A 17,532-nucleotide genomic window follows, 5' to 3' on the forward strand; every position below is an offset into this window, starting at 1 on the left:
TGCAGACTCAGAGGCGGTGAGAAACCGCCTCGGCCAGCAGGGCGAGCACCTTTTCGCTCTCCTGCCAGCCGAGGCAGGGATCGGTAATCGACTTGCCGTAGACCAGCGGTTCGCCGCTGACAACTTTCTGATTGCCCTCTTCCAGGAAGCTTTCAATCATCACACCAGCAACGGCCTGCGATCCCGCTTTAATCTGTTCTGCCACCTCTGCCGCGACATCCATCTGACGACGATGCTGCTTCAGGCAGTTACCGTGACTGAAGTCGATCACCAGCTGCTGTGGCAGATTAAACGCCGACAGACTTTCGGCTGCGGCGGCGACATCACTGGCATGATAGTTAGGCTGTTTGCCGCCACGCAGGATCACATGACCATGCGGGTTGCCGCTGGTCTGATAGATAGTCATCTGGCCCAGCTTATCGGGCGAAAGGAACATGTGGCTGGCGCGCGCGGCGCGAATCGCATCCACGGCAATCTGTACGTTACCATCGGTGCCATTTTTAAAGCCGACCGGGCAGGAGAGGGCCGATGCCATTTCGCGGTGGATCTGGCTTTCGGTGGTACGTGCGCCAATCGCGCCCCAGCTAATCAGATCGGCAATAAACTGGCCGATCACCATATCCAGGAATTCCGTGGCGGTAGGCAGGCCCAGCGCGTTGATATCAATCAGCAGCTGGCGGGCGATGCCTATGCCGCGGTTCACATCGTAGCTCCCATCCAGATCCGGATCGGAGATTAAGCCTTTCCAGCCCACTACGGTGCGCGGCTTTTCAAAGTAGGCGCGCATCACAATCTCCAGCCGATCTTCATAGCGGCGGCGTAACGCGTTCAGACGCTCAGCATATTCCAGCGCCGCTTTCGGGTCGTGCAGCGAGCAGGGGCCAATCACCACCAGCAGGCGGGGATCTTCACCAGTCAGAATACGGGCAATACGTTTACGGGCAGCGGTGACATTGTCGGCAATTGCCGGAGAGACAGGATGCTCAGCCGCCAGGCTGGCGGGGGTAATCAGACTACCAATGCGTGCGGTACGCAGTTCGTCGGTTTTGTTCATGGGTTTCTCGAAAACGGTTCTTCGCAGCGGTGAAATACCGGGAAGTGATGGTGGTCACAATAAACCATTAGTCTGCGAATTCAACCCGGAATTTAATAATGAAATCAAAAGCGACGGCAGCGCCGCTTTACAGTTCAGCGCCGGTTACCCATCAGTACATGCGGCGAGTCAGGCCCATAATGTCGAGAATTTTGGTCGCAATCTCCTCCACGGAGTAGTTGGTGCTGTTGAGATAGCGGATCTGATGAGTGCGAAACAGCGCTTCCACTTCGCCCACCTCCAGCCGGCACTGACGCATCGAGGCGTAACGGGTATTTTCCGCTCGCTCCTGACGTATCGCAGCCAGCCGTTCCGGATCGATGGTCAGCCCGAACAGTTTATTCTGATGCGCGCGCAGCGCGGGCGGGAGTTTAAGGTTATCCATATCGTCGGCAATGAATGGATAGTTGGCGGCGCGAATACCAAACTGCATTGCCAGATAGAGGCTGGTGGGGGTTTTGCCACAGCGCGAGACGCCTAACAGAATCACCTGCGCATCTTCCAGTCCGCGCAGCGAGATGCCGTCATCATGCGCCAGGGTGTAATCGATGGCCGCGATACGTGCGTCATATTTACCCAGGTTACTGGCATCCAGTCCATGGGTACGGTGTGCCACCGGCGCGGGCGATAACCCCAGCTCCTGCTGAAGCGGGGCGACCAGCGCCTGGACGATATCCTGACAAAAGCCGTCACTCTGTACGATGATGTCGCGCACTTCCGGCGTCACGATGGAGAAAAAGACCAGCGGCCGGACACCGCTCTGCTGATAGAGCGCGTTAATCTGGGCTTTAACCGCCAGCGCCCGCTGAACATTTTCCACAAACGGCAGCGTCAGGCTGGTGATATTGACCGGAAACTGCGACAGCACCGCATGACCCAGCACCTCAGCCGTAATGGCCGTACCATCGGAGATATAAAAAACGCTTCTGTCAGTTGTCATAACGAAATCAGCCTCAGACAAGAGTGAGCATTCAGCATGGGCCATGCGATTAAATAAATCATCTCTGATTTTAATTTCTGGAATGTCTGTCCGGATTATTTGTCTGTCGTTTCATCATGATACTAAAAATGAAAGGGTGGCTCGTTGAGCCAGCATTCTTTTTAATCTGTCGTTAAGCCGCAAATAGCCACGCAGTTGTTGCGCAACAAAACAGAATGCTTAAGTGGCTGAAAATCTGCCATTTCCTGTGGCATCAATCATTTAGAGAAAAAAGGCGACTTTGCGCAACAGCAAAATAATGCGCTCACAATTCCGAAACTGTGGCTGAGATTCTGCTTTAACGATTCAACAGATCGTTATTGAGAGGGTGATATGCCAGGCTGAAGACAGATTACTCCCTGTGTCCATTCATTGATAATTGATAAAGGATAAGCTCAATGTCCAGTAAAGGCGAACAGCCACTCGTGCTCTGGTATAACCAGCTTGGCATGCATGATGTTGACCGGGTGGGGGGCAAAAATGCCTCTCTGGGTGAAATGATTACTAATCTGACGTCGCTGGGCGTTTCCGTGCCCAATGGTTTCGCGACCACATCCTACGCCTTTAACCTGTTCCTCGATCAAAGCGGGCTGAATCAGCGTATTTATGCGCTGCTGGATGAGACCGATATTGATGACGTTGATGCGCTGGCAAAAGCGGGTAAGCAGATTCGTCAGTGGGTCGTGGAGACACCGTTCCTGCCCGAGCTGGAGTCCGCCATTCTGGACGCCTATAAGCAGCTTTCTGCTGATGATGATGCCGCGTCGTTTGCCGTGCGCTCCTCTGCAACCGCAGAAGATATGCCTGATGCCTCTTTTGCCGGCCAGCAGGAAACCTTCCTGAATGTACAGGGCATCGACGCCGTCATGGTGGCGGTAAAGCATGTCTTCGCCTCGCTGTTTAATGACCGCGCTATCTCCTACCGTGTGCATCAGGGCTATGACCATCGTGGTGTTGCGCTCTCAGCGGGAATACAGCGCATGGTGCGTTCAGACCTGGCCGCCTCGGGTGTGATGTTCACCATTGATACCGAGTCCGGCTTTGATCAGGTGGTCTTTATCACCGCCGCACTGGGGCTGGGGGAAATGGTGGTGCAGGGTGCCGTTAACCCCGATGAGTTCTATGTGCACAAGCCAACCCTGGCAGCCGATCGTCCGTCGATTGTGCGCCGCAATATGGGCTCGAAAAAGGTTCGCATGGTCTATGCCGATTCCCAGGCGCATGGCGAGCAGGTGCGGATCGAAGATGTGCCTGAGGCCGAACGCGACCGTTTCTGCCTGAGCGATGAGGAAGTGCAGGCGCTGGCGAAGCAGGCGGTGCTGATTGAACAGCATTATCAGCGCCCGATGGATATTGAGTGGGCCAAAGATGGGCACACCGGCAAACTGTTTATTGTTCAGGCGCGCCCTGAAACCGTACGCTCAAATGGTCAGGTAATGGAGCGTTACACGCTGCAGGGGCAGGGCAGCGTCGTCGTGGAAGGTCGTGCTATCGGTCATCGTATTGGCGCAGGCGTGGTGAAGGTCATCCACGATATCAGCGAAATGAATCGCATTGAAAAAGGCGATGTGCTGGTGACCGACATGACCGACCCGGACTGGGAACCGATCATGAAAAAAGCATCAGCGATTGTGACTAACCGTGGCGGACGGACCTGTCATGCTGCGATCATCGCGCGTGAGCTGGGCATTCCGGCAGTGGTGGGCTGTGGCGATGCCACTGATCGGCTGAAAGAGGGGCATAACGTCACGGTCTCATGTGCCGAAGGTGATACCGGCTACGTTTATGATCAACTGCTCGACTTCGACGTCACCAGTTCGCAGGTCGATTCACTGCCTGAACTGCCGCTGAAGATCATGATGAACGTGGGCAACCCCGATCGCGCCTTTGATTTCGCCTGTCTTCCTAACGAAGGCGTGGGTCTGGCGCGGCTGGAATTTATCATTAACCGTATGATCGGCGTCCACCCTAAAGCGCTGCTGGAGTTTGACCAACAGACGCCGGAGCTGCAGCAGCAGATCCGTAAAATGATGAAAGGATTTGATGATCCGGTGGAGTTTTACATCGCTCGCCTGACTGAAGGAATTGCCACGCTTGGCGCCGCTTTTGCGCCGAAACGCGTAATTGTCCGACTTTCTGACTTTAAAACCAATGAATATGCCAACCTGGTGGGTGGAGAACGCTACGAGCCGGAAGAGGAAAACCCGATGCTGGGATTCCGGGGTGCGGGTCGCTATGTCGCTGACAGCTTCCGGGACTGCTTTGCACTGGAGTGCGAAGCGGTGAAACGTGTTCGCAACGAGATGGGCCTGACAAACGTCGAGATTATGGTTCCGTTTGTGCGCACCGTTGAGCAGGCGAAGGCTGTGGTGGAAGAGCTGGGGCGTCAGGGACTGAAGCGCGGCGAGAACGGGCTGAAGATCATTATGATGTGCGAGATCCCGTCCAATGCCCTGCTGGCGGATCAGTTCCTGGAGCACTTCGATGGCTTCTCTATTGGCTCAAACGACATGACTCAGCTGACGCTGGGGCTGGACCGCGACTCTGGCGTCGTCTCCGCGCTGTTTGACGAGCGTAACGAGGCCGTGAAGATGCTGCTTTCAATGGCCATAAGGGCCGCGAAGCAGAAGGGGAAATATGTCGGAATCTGCGGGCAGGGACCGTCAGACCATCAGGATTTCGCCGCATGGCTGATGGAAGAGGGCATCGACAGTCTGTCACTGAACCCGGACACGGTGGTGGAGACCTGGGTGAGTCTGGCGCAGTTAAATAAAACAGCCTGATACGGGTTGTTAGCACTCTTCAGGGCCCGCTATGCGGGCCTTTTCTGTTTATATCTGGTCAGATTCAGGCAAAAAAAAAGCCCATCACAGGGGATGGGCAAAGACTACACACAGCAATTCTTTACTCTACTCAGGGGAATGAGATTGTCTGAAAATCATCAGGTTGATTTCGAACATAGGAAACATGTTATTCATACGGCTGGCTGTCGTCTTTAAGAATCCTCTTATTAGTTTAAAGCCAATAATCTTTTGTGACCTTTACTTCGCCATTTGGCTTAAGAAACAGTGCAGAAAGTAATCTTTTTTGGCCCGAAAAGGTCACTTTCAGGCCAAAGGTGGCTTTTTTCTTAAAAATCGCTAATGGAAAACAGAATTTATCTGATCTGAGAGAAGGGGTGCGGTTAATCATCATTAACCGCACTAATCAATGCTTATGGGGGCTAGCGGCGCAGCGGGTTATTGCATCCCATCATACAGCAGGCGGGGTATCATCGTGATCCGCCAGGGCATCAGCCACGGCCAGTTGGTCACTATCCGGGGCAGGCGCTTCATGAACCCAGACGGAAACCAGACGATAAGAGACCGCCAGAACCACTGGCCCAATAAACAGACCAATCATCCCGAACGCAAACAGTCCACCAATAACACCAGAAAGAATCAGGATCATCGGCAGATCGGCACCCATACGGATCAGCATCGGGCGCAGCACGTTATCCATCGTGCCGACCACACAGCTCCAGACCAGCAGCACCGTTCCCCATGTTGTATCTCCGCTCCAGTAGAGGTAGATAATGGCGGGAACCAGCACCAGTAGCGGGCCGAGCTGTACCAGACAGCAGAGGATCATCAGTACCGTCAACAGCGTGGCGTAAGGAATGCCGGAGATCGCCAGACCGATACCGCCCAGCACGCCCTGCACCAGCGCCGTCACCACTACGCCAAGCGCCACGGCACGAATCGACTGCGCCGCCAGCAGTACGGCGGCATCACCGCGCCGTCCCGCCATGCGGAAAGCAAAGTGACGAATGCCCTGGGCAGCCTGTTCGCCACGCCAGTAAAGCAGCACGCTGAACAGTAACATCACGCCCAGATGGATCATAAAGCGTCCGAAATGACCGGCCTGCGCGACAAAAAAGCCGGTGGTACGGCCGATATAGGGCTGTATTTTTGCCATGACGCCGGCACCGCCGCTCGCCACCAGCGTGTCATAACTGACATAAAGCTTCTTGCCGACCATAGGTACATCGTTGAGCCATAACAGTCGCGGCATCATATGCCCCTGGGTAACCCAGGCAATCACCGGCGCGCTGTTATCAATCAGGCTGCTGACCAGCAGGGCGATAGGGATAATAAACAGCAGCAGCAGCAGCAGTGTCATCACGATCACCGCCAGGGAACGGCGTCCCCATAACAGTCGCTGGAATTTCAGCATCAATGGCCAGGTGGCAATCACCACCATGCTGGCCCAGGCAAAGCCCAGAATAAACGGCTGCACGACCCATAAACAGGCGACAATCAGCAGCAGAATGAACATCAGGGTGAAGAGTATTTGCGGTAAATCCATATCCCGGTACTGGCTTTTCATCATTGACTCATAACCTCGTCTTAATCCTTCATTTTCAGGCATTCGGATGCCCGTTTTTATCATGATCTATTTGCTGAGGTTTAAACAGAGTTGCGGAGAAAGGTTTTTGCCTTTTCTGAAAAAAGGGCAGGCGCAGGAAAAATATGATAAAACGAGAAATCGCTAATCTATAAACGCAAACGTTTACAACACCTTCGGTCAGACAATCATGATCCCACAGATTTCGCAGGCACCGGGCCTCGTTCAACTGGTGCTGACGTTCCTTGAGTCGTTGAAAGAGCAGGGTTTTACCGGTGACATGGCAACCAGCTATGCCGACCGTCTCTCACTCTCTACCGATAACAGCATCTATCAATTGCTGCCCGACGCGGCGCTCTTTCCGCGCTCGACTGCGGATGTTGCGCTGCTCGCCCGCGTGGCCGGAGAAGCGCGCTTTGCCAGTCTGGTATTTACCCCGCGCGGCGGCGGTACCGGCACCAACGGTCAGTCGCTGAATCAGGGGATTGTGGTGGATATGTCGCGCTACATGAACCGTATCCTGGAGATCAATACGGATGAGGGCTGGGTGCGGGTTGAAGCGGGGGTGATCAAAGATCAGCTTAACGCCTGGCTGAAGCCATTCGGCTTTTTCTTCTCGCCGGAGTTATCCACCAGTAACCGTGCCACGCTGGGCGGCATGATTAATACCGATGCGTCCGGCCAGGGCTCACTGGTCTATGGCAAAACCTCGGACCATGTGCTGGGCCTGCGCGCCGTGCTGCTGGGCGGCGATATCCTTGATACGCGTCCAATGGCCACCGCGCTGGCTGAAACCCTGGCGCAGACGGCGACGCCCGAAGGCCGGCTCTATCAGCAGGTGCTGACGCGCTGCCGCGAGCATCGTGCGCTGATTCTGGAAAAGTTTCCAAAGCTGAATCGGTTCCTGACCGGATATGACCTGCGCCATGTCTTCAGCGACGATATGCAAACCTTTGACCTGACGCGCCTGCTGTGCGGCGCAGAGGGCACGCTGGCCTTTGTCACGGAAGCGCGGCTTGATATCACGCCGCTGCCTAAAGTGCGCCGGCTGGTAAATATCAAATATGACTCCTTTGACTCCGCCCTGCGCAATGCGCCTTTTATGGTGGAAGCGCAGGCGCTCTCGGTAGAGACCGTTGACTCTAAGGTGCTGAACCTGGCGCGCGAAGACATTGTCTGGCACTCGGTGCGTGAATTGATCGCCGATGTACCCGACAAAGAGATGCTGGGTCTGAATATTGTTGAGTTTGCCGGTGACAACGCCGCGCTGATCGATCAGCAGATTGAACAGCTTTGTGGCCGCCTTGACGCACTGATGGCGCAGCAGCAGGGCGGCGTGATTGGCTATCAGTTCTGTAACGACCTGGATGGCATTGAACGCATCTATAACATGCGTAAAAAAGCGGTGGGTCTGTTGGGAAATGCCAAAGGCCGGGCTAAACCCATTCCCTTTGTGGAAGATACCGCGGTTCCACCGGAAAAACTGGCGGACTACATCGTCGAGTTTCGCTCGCTGCTCGACAGCCACGGGCTGAGCTACGGCATGTTTGGCCATGTCGATGCAGGCGTACTGCATGTGCGTCCGGCGCTGGATATGTGTGATCCGCAGCAGGAGATGATGATGAAGCAGATCTCCGACGAAGTCGTAGCGCTGACAGCGCGCTACGGCGGCCTGCTGTGGGGTGAACATGGCAAAGGGTTTCGAGCCCAGTACAGTCCGGCATTCTTCGGTGAGACGCTGTTTAACGAATTGCGCCGCATCAAAGCGGCCTTTGATCCGCTCAATCGCCTGAACCCGGGCAAGATCTGTACGCCATACAACAGTAATGATGAAATGATGCAGGTCGATGCGGTGAAGCGCGGAACCTATGATCGTCAGATCCCGTTAACGGTCCGGGATGAATGGCGTGGCGCGATGGAGTGTAACGGCAATGGGTTGTGTTTTAACTTTGATGCCCGCAGCCCGATGTGTCCCTCCATGAAGATCACCCGCAACCGCATTCACTCGCCCAAAGGGCGGGCAACACTGACGCGGGAGTGGCTGCGGCTGCTGGCCGGGCAGGGCGTCGATCCGCTCACCCTGGAAAAGCAGCTGCCTGAAAATCGGCTGTCGCTTCGCACCCTGATTACCCGTACCCGCAATAGCTGGCACGCCAGCAAAGGGGAGTATGACTTCTCGCACGAGGTGAAAGAGGCGATGTCTGGCTGTCTGGCCTGCAAAGCCTGCTCTACCCAGTGTCCGATTAAAATTGACGTGCCCGCTTTCCGCTCGCGCTTCTTACAGCTCTACCATACCCGTTATCTGCGTCCGGTCAGCGATCACCTGGTGGCTGCAGTGGAGGGCTACGCGCCGCTGATGGCAAAAGCACCGAAAGTGTTTAACTTCTTCCTGCGCCAGCCGTGGCTGAAAGAGATAAGTAAAACCCATATCGGTATGGTCGATCTGCCTCTGCTTTCGGCCCCAAATCTGAAACAGCAGCTCAGTGGTCATCCCGCCATGAACATGACGCTGGAGCAGCTGGAAGGGCTGTCAGCCGCTGAACGCGCAAACTGTGTGCTGGTGGTGCAGGATCCTTTTACCAGCTTCTATGAGGCGCAGCTGGTTAACGATTTTGTCAGGCTGATTGAGAAACTGGGCTACCGGCCCGTGCTCCTGCCATTCTCGCCAAATGGCAAAGCGCAACATGTGAAAGGTTTCCTGCAACGTTTCGCCCGCACGGCGTCCCGCACAGCCGATTTCCTGAATCGGGTGGCAAAACTGGGGTTGCCCATGGTCGGTGTCGATCCGGCCACGGTGCTCTGCTATCGCGATGAGTATCGTCAGACGCTGGGCGAATCACGCGGCGACTTTAACGTCCTGCTGGTACATGAGTGGTTAGAGCGTGCACTGGCAGAGCGTGACGTGCAGGCCACGGGCGGAGAATCCTGGTATCTGTTTGCACACTGCACCGAGGTGACCGCGCTGCCCTCCACACCGAATCAGTGGCAGGCGATCTTCTCCCTTTTTGGCGCGAAGCTGGAGAACATCAATGTTGGCTGCTGCGGTATGGCTGGCACCTACGGTCACGAAAGTAAGAACCTTGAAAACTCGCTGGGGATCTACGCGCTCTCCTGGCATCCCCAGCTTCAGCGACTGCCACGCCAGCGCTGCCTGGCCACTGGCTATTCGTGCCGCAGTCAGGTCAAGCGTGTAGAGGGCAACGGAATGCGTCATCCGCTTCAGGCATTGTTAGAGCTAATGTAAAAAAATTGTGCGCGACGTCACGCCCTGGCTGGATTAGAATATCCAGCCTGCGTGACGCATGAAGTCACTTTGCAGCGCAGTGGCCTGGTTCCACTCCCCGACCATTGCCAGTTGATGGCAGAGGAGGGTCAGGGACAATCGCGCCAGTTGATAAGCCTGAAGGCGAAACAGGCGATCGCGATCGCTGTTTCCCATCTCCTGCACCAGTCGGTGATGCAGTTTACCCATGGCATGCAGGTAACTCTGGTCGTCACCGTTCAACTGGCAGATTTCTGCCATATCCTGACAGGCATCGTTAAACTGACGTAGCTGATGAATCGTGCAGTCGGCCCGGTCGAGCTTTGCCTGCGCCATATAAAAGTCGACGGTGATATCACGCACCGCAAACTGATATTCGTCGATTTTGTGCTGCAGCCAGGCTGAGACAGAAAGCGTCATAACGCCACCCTGAATGTGAATGATAATAATTATCATATTCAATTGAGCTGTGATTGCAATTGGCGGGCAGAAAAATTTATCGATTTATCCTGCCTGTCGGTATAATCGGAAATAACAATCTGTTTACATCGCAGAAAGGCGTAACCTATCAATAAGCATTTTTATCAAAAATGGTTATTTAAAAAAGAGTGATTTATTAATAGGTTAACACTGGCTTATTTATGCTGACGCGCTCACCACAAGGTGAGCTGAAGAGGCTATGCTTAATAATTAAGCAAATAAAACCGCACAAGATGATTATCCCTGCAAAACAAGAGGTTGAAGTGATTGGTCAGATCACTACCATAGGGGGATAGCCTGAAAAGGTCCGGACTCAAGAGGTATCAACATGGCATCCGTTAATACAGACTCTTTCTCACCCGACGATTTTGTCTGGAAAGGGCTGACGCTGACTGAAACCGCAGCGCAACAAATTCTCAATCTGGCGGCTCAGGACCCCGATGTCAAGGGTCTGCGGCTCGGCGTAAAACAATCCGGCTGCGCCGGGTTTGGTTACGTCATGGATCTGGTGAAAGAGCCAGTCGAGGATGATTTGCAGTTCTCATTCCATGGCGCAACGCTGTTTGTGCCGCTACAGGCGATGCCATTCGTTGATGGCACCGAACTGGACTACGTTCGTGAAGGCCTGAATCAGATTTTTAAATTCAATAACCCTAAAGCTCAGCACGCCTGCGGGTGCGGTGAGAGCTTTGGCGTCGAGTAAGTGAAATATGTCACGACACAGCGAAACATCTGACGATGTACAAATCTGGGAAGGCAAGCTCAACTACAAAGAGGGCTTCTTTACCCAACTGCAAACCGAAGAATTTGCCAACGGCATCAATGAAGATGTGGTGCGGGCGATCTCGGCCAAGCGTAACGAGCCAGAGTGGATGCTGGAGTTTCGTCTTAAAGCGTTTCGTGCCTGGCTTGAAATGGAAGAGCCACACTGGCTGAAAGCGCACTACGAAAAACTCGACTACCAGGATTACAGCTACTACTCCGCGCCTTCCTGCGGCAACTGTGATGACAGCTGCGCATCAGAACCCGGTGCACTGCAGGCTTCAGGCAGCGCGCCAGCCAGCGATTATCTGACACAGGAAGTGGAAAACGCCTTTAATCAGCTGGGTGTCCCGGTGCGTGAAGGCCGTGAAGTGGCGGTTGACGCCATTTTTGACTCCGTTTCGGTGGCGACCACCTATCGCGGCAAGCTGGCGGAGCAGGGGATTATCTTCTGTTCCTTTGGCGAAGCGATCCAGGAGCACCCGGAGCTGGTGAAGCAGTATCTCGGCACGGTTGTTCCGGCGAACGATAACTTCTTTGCGGCGCTGAACTCGGCAGTCGCCTCTGACGGCACCTTCGTTTATATCCCGAAAGGGGTGCGTTGCCCGATGGAGTTGTCGACCTATTTCCGCATCAACGCAGCGAAAACCGGTCAGTTCGAACGCACCATCCTGATTGCCGATGAAGACAGCTACGTCAGCTACATCGAAGGCTGTTCAGCGCCAGTGCGTGACACCTATCAGCTGCACGCGGCCGTGGTGGAAGTCATCATCCACAAAAATGCCGAAGTGAAATATTCGACGGTTCAGAACTGGTTCCCAGGCGGCGAAGGTGAGGGGGGTATCCTGAACTTCGTAACCAAGCGCGCGCTGTGTGAAGGCGACCACAGCAAGATGTCCTGGACACAGTCTGAAACCGGCTCTGCTATCACCTGGAAATACCCAAGCTGCATTCTGCGCGGGGACTATTCAGTGGGTGAATTCTACTCAGTGGCACTGACCAGCGGTCGTCAGCAGGCCGATACCGGCACCAAGATGATCCACATTGGTAAAAACACCAAGTCGACCATCATCTCTAAAGGGATTTCGGCCGGTAAAAGTCAGAACACCTATCGCGGGCTGGTGAAAATCATGCCAACCGCGACCAATGCCCGTAACTTTACGCAGTGTGACTCGATGCTGATCGGTCCTGATTGCGGCGCACATACCTTCCCGTATGTGGAGACCCGCAACAATACCGCTCAGCTTGAGCATGAAGCCACGACATCACGTATCGGCGAAGATCAGATGTTCTACTGTCTGCAACGCGGTATCAGTGAAGAAGACGCCATCTCGATGATCGTGAACGGCTTCTGTAAAGACGTATTCTCGGAGTTGCCACTGGAATTTGCTGTGGAAGCCCAGAAATTGTTAGCCATCAGCCTTGAGCACAGTGTGGGCTGATGCCGTCACACGCGTTGCCGGAAGCAATGTGAAGGAATAAGTATGTTAAGCATTAAAGATTTGCAGGTCAGTGTTGAAGATAAAGCCATTCTGCGTGGCCTGAATCTCGAAATTAAACCCGGCGAAGTGCATGCCATCATGGGCCCGAACGGCTCAGGTAAAAGTACCCTGTCAGCGACGCTGGCAGGCCGTGAAGATTATGAAGTAACCGGCGGTTCGGTCAGCTTCAAAGGTAAAGATCTGCTGGAACTGGCCCCTGAAGAGCGCGCCGGTGAAGGCATCTTTATGGCATTCCAGTATCCGGTAGAAATTCCGGGCGTCAGCAACCAGTTCTTTTTGCAGACCTCGGTCAATGCGGTACGCAAATATCGTCAGCAGGAAGAGCTGGATCGCTTCGATTTCCAGGACTTCATTGAAGAGAAAATTGAGCTGCTGAAGATGCCGGCAGATCTGCTGACCCGCTCAGTCAACGTTGGCTTCTCCGGCGGTGAGAAGAAGCGTAACGACATCCTGCAGATGGCGGCACTGGAGCCAGAACTCTGCATCCTGGATGAGACCGACTCAGGCCTGGATATCGATGCGCTGAAAATCGTGGCGAATGGCGTAAACAGCCTGCGCGACGAGAAGCGTGCCTTTATCATCGTGACCCACTACCAGCGTATTCTGGATTACATCAAGCCAGACTTCGTTCATGTTCTGTATCAGGGCAAAATCGTGAAATCTGGCGACTTCTCGCTGGTGAAACAGCTGGAGGAGCAAGGTTATGGCTGGCTTACCGACGAAGAGTGATTCTGCGCTGCAACAGTGGCATCACCTGTTTGAGTCGCGTGGCGACGTGCGTTCTCTGCAGGCACAGCAGCACTGGCAGCAACTGATGCGCGTTGGCCTGCCAACCCGCAAGCACGAAAACTGGAAGTACACGCCGCTGGACACCTTACTGTCACAGCAGTTTGTACTGCCTGACGCGCCGCAGACCCTGAGCGCTGAACAGGTTGATGCACTGGCGCTGCCGCTGGATGCGATCCGTCTGGTCTATGTTGACGGTCAGTTCCAGCCAGCCTTCAGCAGTCGCGACTGCGAACTGTTTGAGGTTCAGCACAGCGTGGCCGCCGAGCGCCGTCCGCTGCCTGCTGCGGTTCAGCCTGAAGTCTTCCTGCATCTGACAGAAAGTCTGGCAGAAGAGGTGACGACCCTGCGTCTGGCACGCGGTAAATCCGCTGCGCGTCCAGTCTATCTGCTGCACATCACCAGCGGTCAGCAGACGGGTATGAACACGGTTCACTATCGTCATCACCTGCAGCTGGAAGAGAGTGCCGAAGCGGAAGTGATTGAGCACTACGTTTCACTGGATGAGCGCGCCCATTTCACCGGCACGCGCTTTACCTTTGCGGTAGGCGACAATGCCAAACTGACGCACACGAAGCTGGCCTTTGAAAGCAGCGCCAGCTATCACTTTGCGCATAACGATCTGGTCATTGGCAACGATGGCCAGGTCAGCAGCACCAGCTTCCTGCTGGGTGCCGGGCTGTCGCGTCACAACACCAGTACCCAGCTGAACGGCGAAAACACCACGCTGGCGATCAACAGCCTGGTGCTGCCGGTGAAACAGGAAGTGGCGGATACCCGTACTTACCTGGAGCACAACAAGGGCTACTGCGTCAGCCGCCAGATGCATAAAACCATCGTGCGTGACAAAGGCCGTGCGGTGTTTAACGGCCACATTAAAGTGGCACAGCATGCGCTGAAGACCGACGGGCAGATGACCAACAACAACCTGTTGCTGGGCAAGCTCTCAGAAGTCGATACCAAACCGCAGCTGGAAATTTATGCGGATGACGTCAAGTGCAGCCACGGTGCCACCATCGGTCGTATTGATGATGAGCAGATGTTCTACCTGCGTTCGCGCGGTATTGAGCAGGATGCTGCACAGACCATGATTATTCATGCGTTTGCCGCAGAACTGACCGAAACACTGGAAAATGAGGTGATGCGTCAGGCCGTGCTGCAGCGTATCGCGCAACGTTTTCCCGGAGGCGAGATATGATGAACTTCGATCTCGAACGCGTCAGGGCTGATTTTCCTATCCTGAAGCGTGAGGTCAACGGTCATCCGCTGGCCTATCTTGACAGTGCGGCCAGCGCACAGCGTCCACTCTCGGTGATTAACGCCGAGAGTCATTTCTATCAGCACGGCTATGCGGCCGTGCATCGTGGTATCCATACGCTGAGCCAGCAGGCGACCAGCGACATGGAGAACGTGCGCGATCAGGCTGCCCGTTTTATCAATGCGCAGTCACAGGAAGAGATTGTCTTCGTCAAAGGCACCACCGAAGGCATCAATCTGGTGGCGAACACCTGGGGCAGCAGTAACCTCCAGGCTGGCGATAACCTGATCATCACTGAGATGGAGCATCACGCCAATATCGTTCCATGGCAGATGCTGGCCCAGCGCACCGGCGCAGAAGTGCGGGTCCTGCCATTAAATGACAACGGTGAGCTGGCGCTGGAGAAACTGGCGGGGCTGATCGACAGCCGTACGCGGTTGCTGGCGGTGACGCATGTTTCAAATGTGCTCGGCACGGTTAACCCGGTTAAAGCGATCGTTGCTCAGGCAAAAGCGGCTGGCGTCATCACGCTGGTGGATGGTGCCCAGGCGGTGATGCATGACAAGGTTGATGTGCAGGATATCGGCTGCGACTTCTACGCCTTCTCCAGCCATAAACTCTATGGCCCCAACGGCGTGGGTATCCTCTACGGCCGTAAAGCGCTGCTGGATCAGATGCCACCATGGGAAGGGGGCGGTTCAATGATTGAGCGCGTCATGCTGCCCACCGGCACCACCTGGAACAGTGCGCCGTGGCGCTTTGAAGCGGGTACGCCGAATACCGGCGGCATTATTGGCTTTGGTGCGGCGATGGCCTATGTGCAGGCGCTGGGACTGGATACGATTCATCAGCGCGAGACGGCACTGATGAACTATGCGCTCGATAAGCTGGGCACCGTTCCGGATATCCAGATCTACGGTCCGCAGTCACGAGCTGGCGTTATCGCCTTCAATCTCGGTAAACACCACGCCTACGATGTTGGCAGCTTCCTGGATCAATATGGCATTGCCATCCGCACCGGACATCACTGCGCGATGCCGCTGATGCAGCATTACAATGTACCGGCGATGTGCCGTGCCTCCTTCACGTTCTATAACAGTGAAGAGGAAGTGGATCGTCTGGCTGCCGGTTTGACGCGCATTCATCGTCTGCTGGGCGGCTGAACAGTTTTAACGGAGTCACTGATGGCGAATTTGCCTGAAAAAGAGAAACTGGTTCGCAACTTCAACCGTTGCGCTAACTGGGAAGAGAAGTACCTCTACATTATTGAGCTGGGTTCAAAGCTTCCGGAATCTTCTGAAACCTTGCACCAGCCGGAGAACGTGATTTCGGGTTGTCAGAGTCAGGTGTGGATCAGAATGACCCCGCAGGCGGATGGTTCCATTGCGTTTGAAGGCGACAGCGATGCCGCTATTGTTAAAGGTTTGATTGCTATCGTATTTAGCCTTTATCAGAACCTGCCGCCCGCCGATATCCTGGCGCTGGATGTGCGCCACTGGTTTGGCGAACTGGCACTGATGCAGCACCTGACGCCCACCCGGTCGCAGGGGCTGGAGGCGATGATTCGGTCTATTCGCCATACCGCTCAGAACCTCAGCTAAGTTACACTCCACAGACGCCATCCGGCGTCTGTTTTTTTATCTGACGAGAAAATTGCATGAAACCTGCTTTACGTTTAGCCGGTGCATTGCTGCTGACCTGCTTTGGGCTCTCTGCACCCGCGTTCGCCACCGAATATCCGCTGCCACCACCTGACAGTCGCCTGATTGGCGAAAACGTCCTGACTCAGGTTCCTGACAATAAACAACCTCTGGAAGCGATTGCGGCGCGCTACCAGGTCGGCCTGCTGAGCATGCTGGAGGCAAATCCCGGTACCGATCCCTGGCTGCCCAAAGCGGGCACCCAGCTGACGGTTCCACTGCAGATGATCCTGCCCGATACGCCGCGCGAAGGGATTGTGGTGAATCTGGCCGAGCTGCGTCTCTACTACTATCCCAAAGGGGAGGATAAGGTCATTGTCTATCCCATCGGTATTGGCCAGCTGGGTGCAGCCACGCCAGTGATGGTGACGCAGATCAGCCAGAAGATCCCTAATCCCACCTGGACGCCCACGGCGAACATCCGCAAACGCTACGCTAAAGAGGGCATTACGCTGCCTGGCGTGGTCCCCGCCGGACCGGATAACCCGATGGGGCAGTTTGCCATGCGTCTGGCGCGCGGCACCGGCCAGTATCTGATCCATGGCACTAATGCGAAATTCGGCATCGGCATGCGCGTCAGTTCAGGCTGCATCCGCTTGCGTTCAGAAGATATCGAAGCGCTGTTTAATTCAGCCCCGAAAGGGACGCGGGTACAGATCATCAATCAGCCGGTGAAGTACGCTGTAGAGCCGGATGGGAAACGCTACGTGGAAGTGCATCAGCCGCTGTCACGCAACGATAAGGACGATCCACAGACCATGCCGATTGCACTCACTGCCGGAGTGAAGCAGTTTATGAAAAGTGAGAAGAGTGATAGTTCCCTGATTAAAGCCAGCTTAGCGCGACGCTCAGGCATGCCTGTGCTGGTCAGCAGTGGGGAGCCGGTGCAGAGTGATACGGTGCCGCCTGCAGGGCTGGAGAGCGCGTCTGTGGGGGCTGATATCCCGGTGACACAGGCTGAGGGCAACGCGGTTCAGCCCTGAACGGATAAGTGCCTGTGAAGGGCACTGAATTCGGAGCAAAAAAAATGGCGCCATAAAGGCGCCATTTTTAAACCAGAACTCTTACTTACGGTAAGAGTGAGCCTGGTTGTCCAGACGCTGGTTAGCGCGTGCTGCGTCATCTTTAGCAGCCTGAACGTCTGAACGCACTGCGTTCACGTCGTTGCTCAGCTGGTCAACTTTAGCGTTCAGAGTCTGAACGTCTGAAGACAGCTGGTCGATTTTAGCGTTGCTTGAGCAACCAGCCAGCATAGTTGAAGCCAGAACTACCGCGCCCAGTACCAGTTTAGTACGATTCATTATTTATACCCTCTAGATTGAGT

The 17,532-nt window shown here is 54.9% G+C and carries 14 protein-coding genes and 1 other RNA gene; 9 read left to right on the top strand and 6 right to left on the bottom strand.

Annotation, left to right across the window (positions count from 1 at the left end; all coding sequences use genetic code 11):
• Window positions 1–7: 7 nt before the first annotated feature.
• Window positions 8–1,054 (bottom strand): 3-deoxy-7-phosphoheptulonate synthase, encoded by a 1,047-nt coding sequence (locus tag ACMGGP_RS07360; RefSeq protein WP_010670032.1) that lies wholly within the window; start codon window positions 1,052–1,054, stop codon window positions 8–10.
• 151 nt (window positions 1,055–1,205) lie between these two features.
• The gene (ppsR, locus tag ACMGGP_RS07365) at window positions 1,206–2,033 is read right to left on the bottom strand and encodes a posphoenolpyruvate synthetase regulatory kinase/phosphorylase PpsR (protein WP_010245652.1); all 828 of its coding nucleotides are present in this window, start codon (window positions 2,031–2,033) and stop codon (window positions 1,206–1,208) included.
• A 437-nt stretch (window positions 2,034–2,470) separates the two neighbouring features.
• On the opposite strand from ppsR, the gene ppsA reads away from it, so the two are divergent.
• Window positions 2,471–4,855: a phosphoenolpyruvate synthase gene (gene ppsA / locus ACMGGP_RS07370; protein WP_498798313.1), complete on the top strand. Its 2,385-nt coding sequence runs from the start codon at window positions 2,471–2,473 to the stop codon at window positions 4,853–4,855.
• A 69-nt stretch (window positions 4,856–4,924) separates the two neighbouring features.
• On the opposite strand, the gene rprA is transcribed toward ppsA, so the two are convergent.
• Window positions 4,925–5,032: antisense sRNA RprA (rprA, locus tag ACMGGP_RS07375), an RNA gene on the bottom strand.
• 292 nt (window positions 5,033–5,324) lie between these two features.
• Window positions 5,325–6,443, bottom strand: a complete 1,119-nt coding sequence (gene ydiK / locus ACMGGP_RS07380) for an AI-2E family transporter YdiK (protein ID WP_010670033.1) — start codon at window positions 6,441–6,443, stop codon at window positions 5,325–5,327.
• A 205-nt stretch (window positions 6,444–6,648) separates the two neighbouring features.
• Here ydiK and ydiJ point away from each other — a divergent pair, with 205 nt between their 5' ends.
• On the top strand, window positions 6,649–9,702 hold the full coding sequence (gene ydiJ, locus ACMGGP_RS07385) for a D-2-hydroxyglutarate dehydrogenase YdiJ (protein ID WP_498798314.1): 3,054 nt from the start codon (window positions 6,649–6,651) through the stop codon (window positions 9,700–9,702).
• A gap of 33 nt (window positions 9,703–9,735) precedes the next feature.
• Here ydiJ and ACMGGP_RS07390 read toward each other — a convergent pair whose 3' ends face one another.
• Entirely contained in the window at window positions 9,736–10,140 is a 405-nt protein-coding gene (locus tag ACMGGP_RS07390; RefSeq protein WP_498798315.1) for a hypothetical protein, read from the bottom strand.
• A 388-nt stretch (window positions 10,141–10,528) separates the two neighbouring features.
• Between ACMGGP_RS07390 and sufA the strand changes: the two genes are divergently transcribed.
• Genes sufA through ACMGGP_RS07425 form a run of 7 tightly spaced genes read left to right on the top strand, consistent with a single transcriptional unit; the run spans window position 10,529 to window position 17,191 of the window.
• On the top strand, window positions 10,529–10,903 hold the full coding sequence (sufA, locus tag ACMGGP_RS07395) for a Fe-S cluster assembly scaffold SufA (protein ID WP_010245637.1): 375 nt from the start codon (window positions 10,529–10,531) through the stop codon (window positions 10,901–10,903).
• Window positions 10,904–10,910: 7 nt separating this feature from the next.
• Entirely contained in the window at window positions 10,911–12,404 is a 1,494-nt protein-coding gene (sufB, locus tag ACMGGP_RS07400; protein WP_010245634.1) for a Fe-S cluster assembly protein SufB, read from the top strand.
• Between the two features lie 42 nt (window positions 12,405–12,446).
• Entirely contained in the window at window positions 12,447–13,193 is a 747-nt protein-coding gene (gene sufC, locus ACMGGP_RS07405; RefSeq protein WP_010245631.1) for a Fe-S cluster assembly ATPase SufC, read from the top strand.
• Window positions 13,168–14,448, top strand: coding sequence for a Fe-S cluster assembly protein SufD (sufD, locus tag ACMGGP_RS07410; RefSeq protein WP_498798316.1), 1,281 nt, complete (start codon window positions 13,168–13,170; stop codon window positions 14,446–14,448). Before sufC ends, sufD begins: the two co-directional genes overlap by 26 nt.
• The gene (gene sufS, locus ACMGGP_RS07415; protein WP_498798317.1) at window positions 14,445–15,671 is read left to right on the top strand and encodes a cysteine desulfurase SufS; all 1,227 of its coding nucleotides are present in this window, start codon (window positions 14,445–14,447) and stop codon (window positions 15,669–15,671) included. The genes sufD and sufS overlap by 4 nt, the downstream gene beginning before the upstream one ends.
• Window positions 15,672–15,692: 21 nt before the next feature.
• Window positions 15,693–16,109 carry a cysteine desulfuration protein SufE gene (sufE, locus tag ACMGGP_RS07420; protein WP_010245623.1) on the top strand — a complete coding sequence of 139 codons (417 nt, stop codon included), beginning with the start codon at window positions 15,693–15,695 and terminating at the stop codon, window positions 16,107–16,109.
• A gap of 56 nt (window positions 16,110–16,165) precedes the next feature.
• Window positions 16,166–17,191, top strand: a complete 1,026-nt coding sequence (locus ACMGGP_RS07425; protein WP_182499984.1) for a L,D-transpeptidase family protein — start codon at window positions 16,166–16,168, stop codon at window positions 17,189–17,191.
• Between the two features lie 81 nt (window positions 17,192–17,272).
• Here the strand turns inward: ACMGGP_RS07425 and ACMGGP_RS07430 are convergent, their stop codons facing one another.
• Window positions 17,273–17,509 carry a major outer membrane lipoprotein gene (locus ACMGGP_RS07430; RefSeq protein WP_003853216.1) on the bottom strand — a complete coding sequence of 79 codons (237 nt, stop codon included), beginning with the start codon at window positions 17,507–17,509 and terminating at the stop codon, window positions 17,273–17,275.
• Window positions 17,510–17,532: the final 23 nt, after the last annotated feature.

The organism is Curtobacterium sp. BNK-1, assembly GCF_048685235.1.
In the GTDB taxonomy this organism is placed as follows: Bacteria; Pseudomonadota; Gammaproteobacteria; order Enterobacterales; family Enterobacteriaceae; genus Pantoea; species Pantoea agglomerans.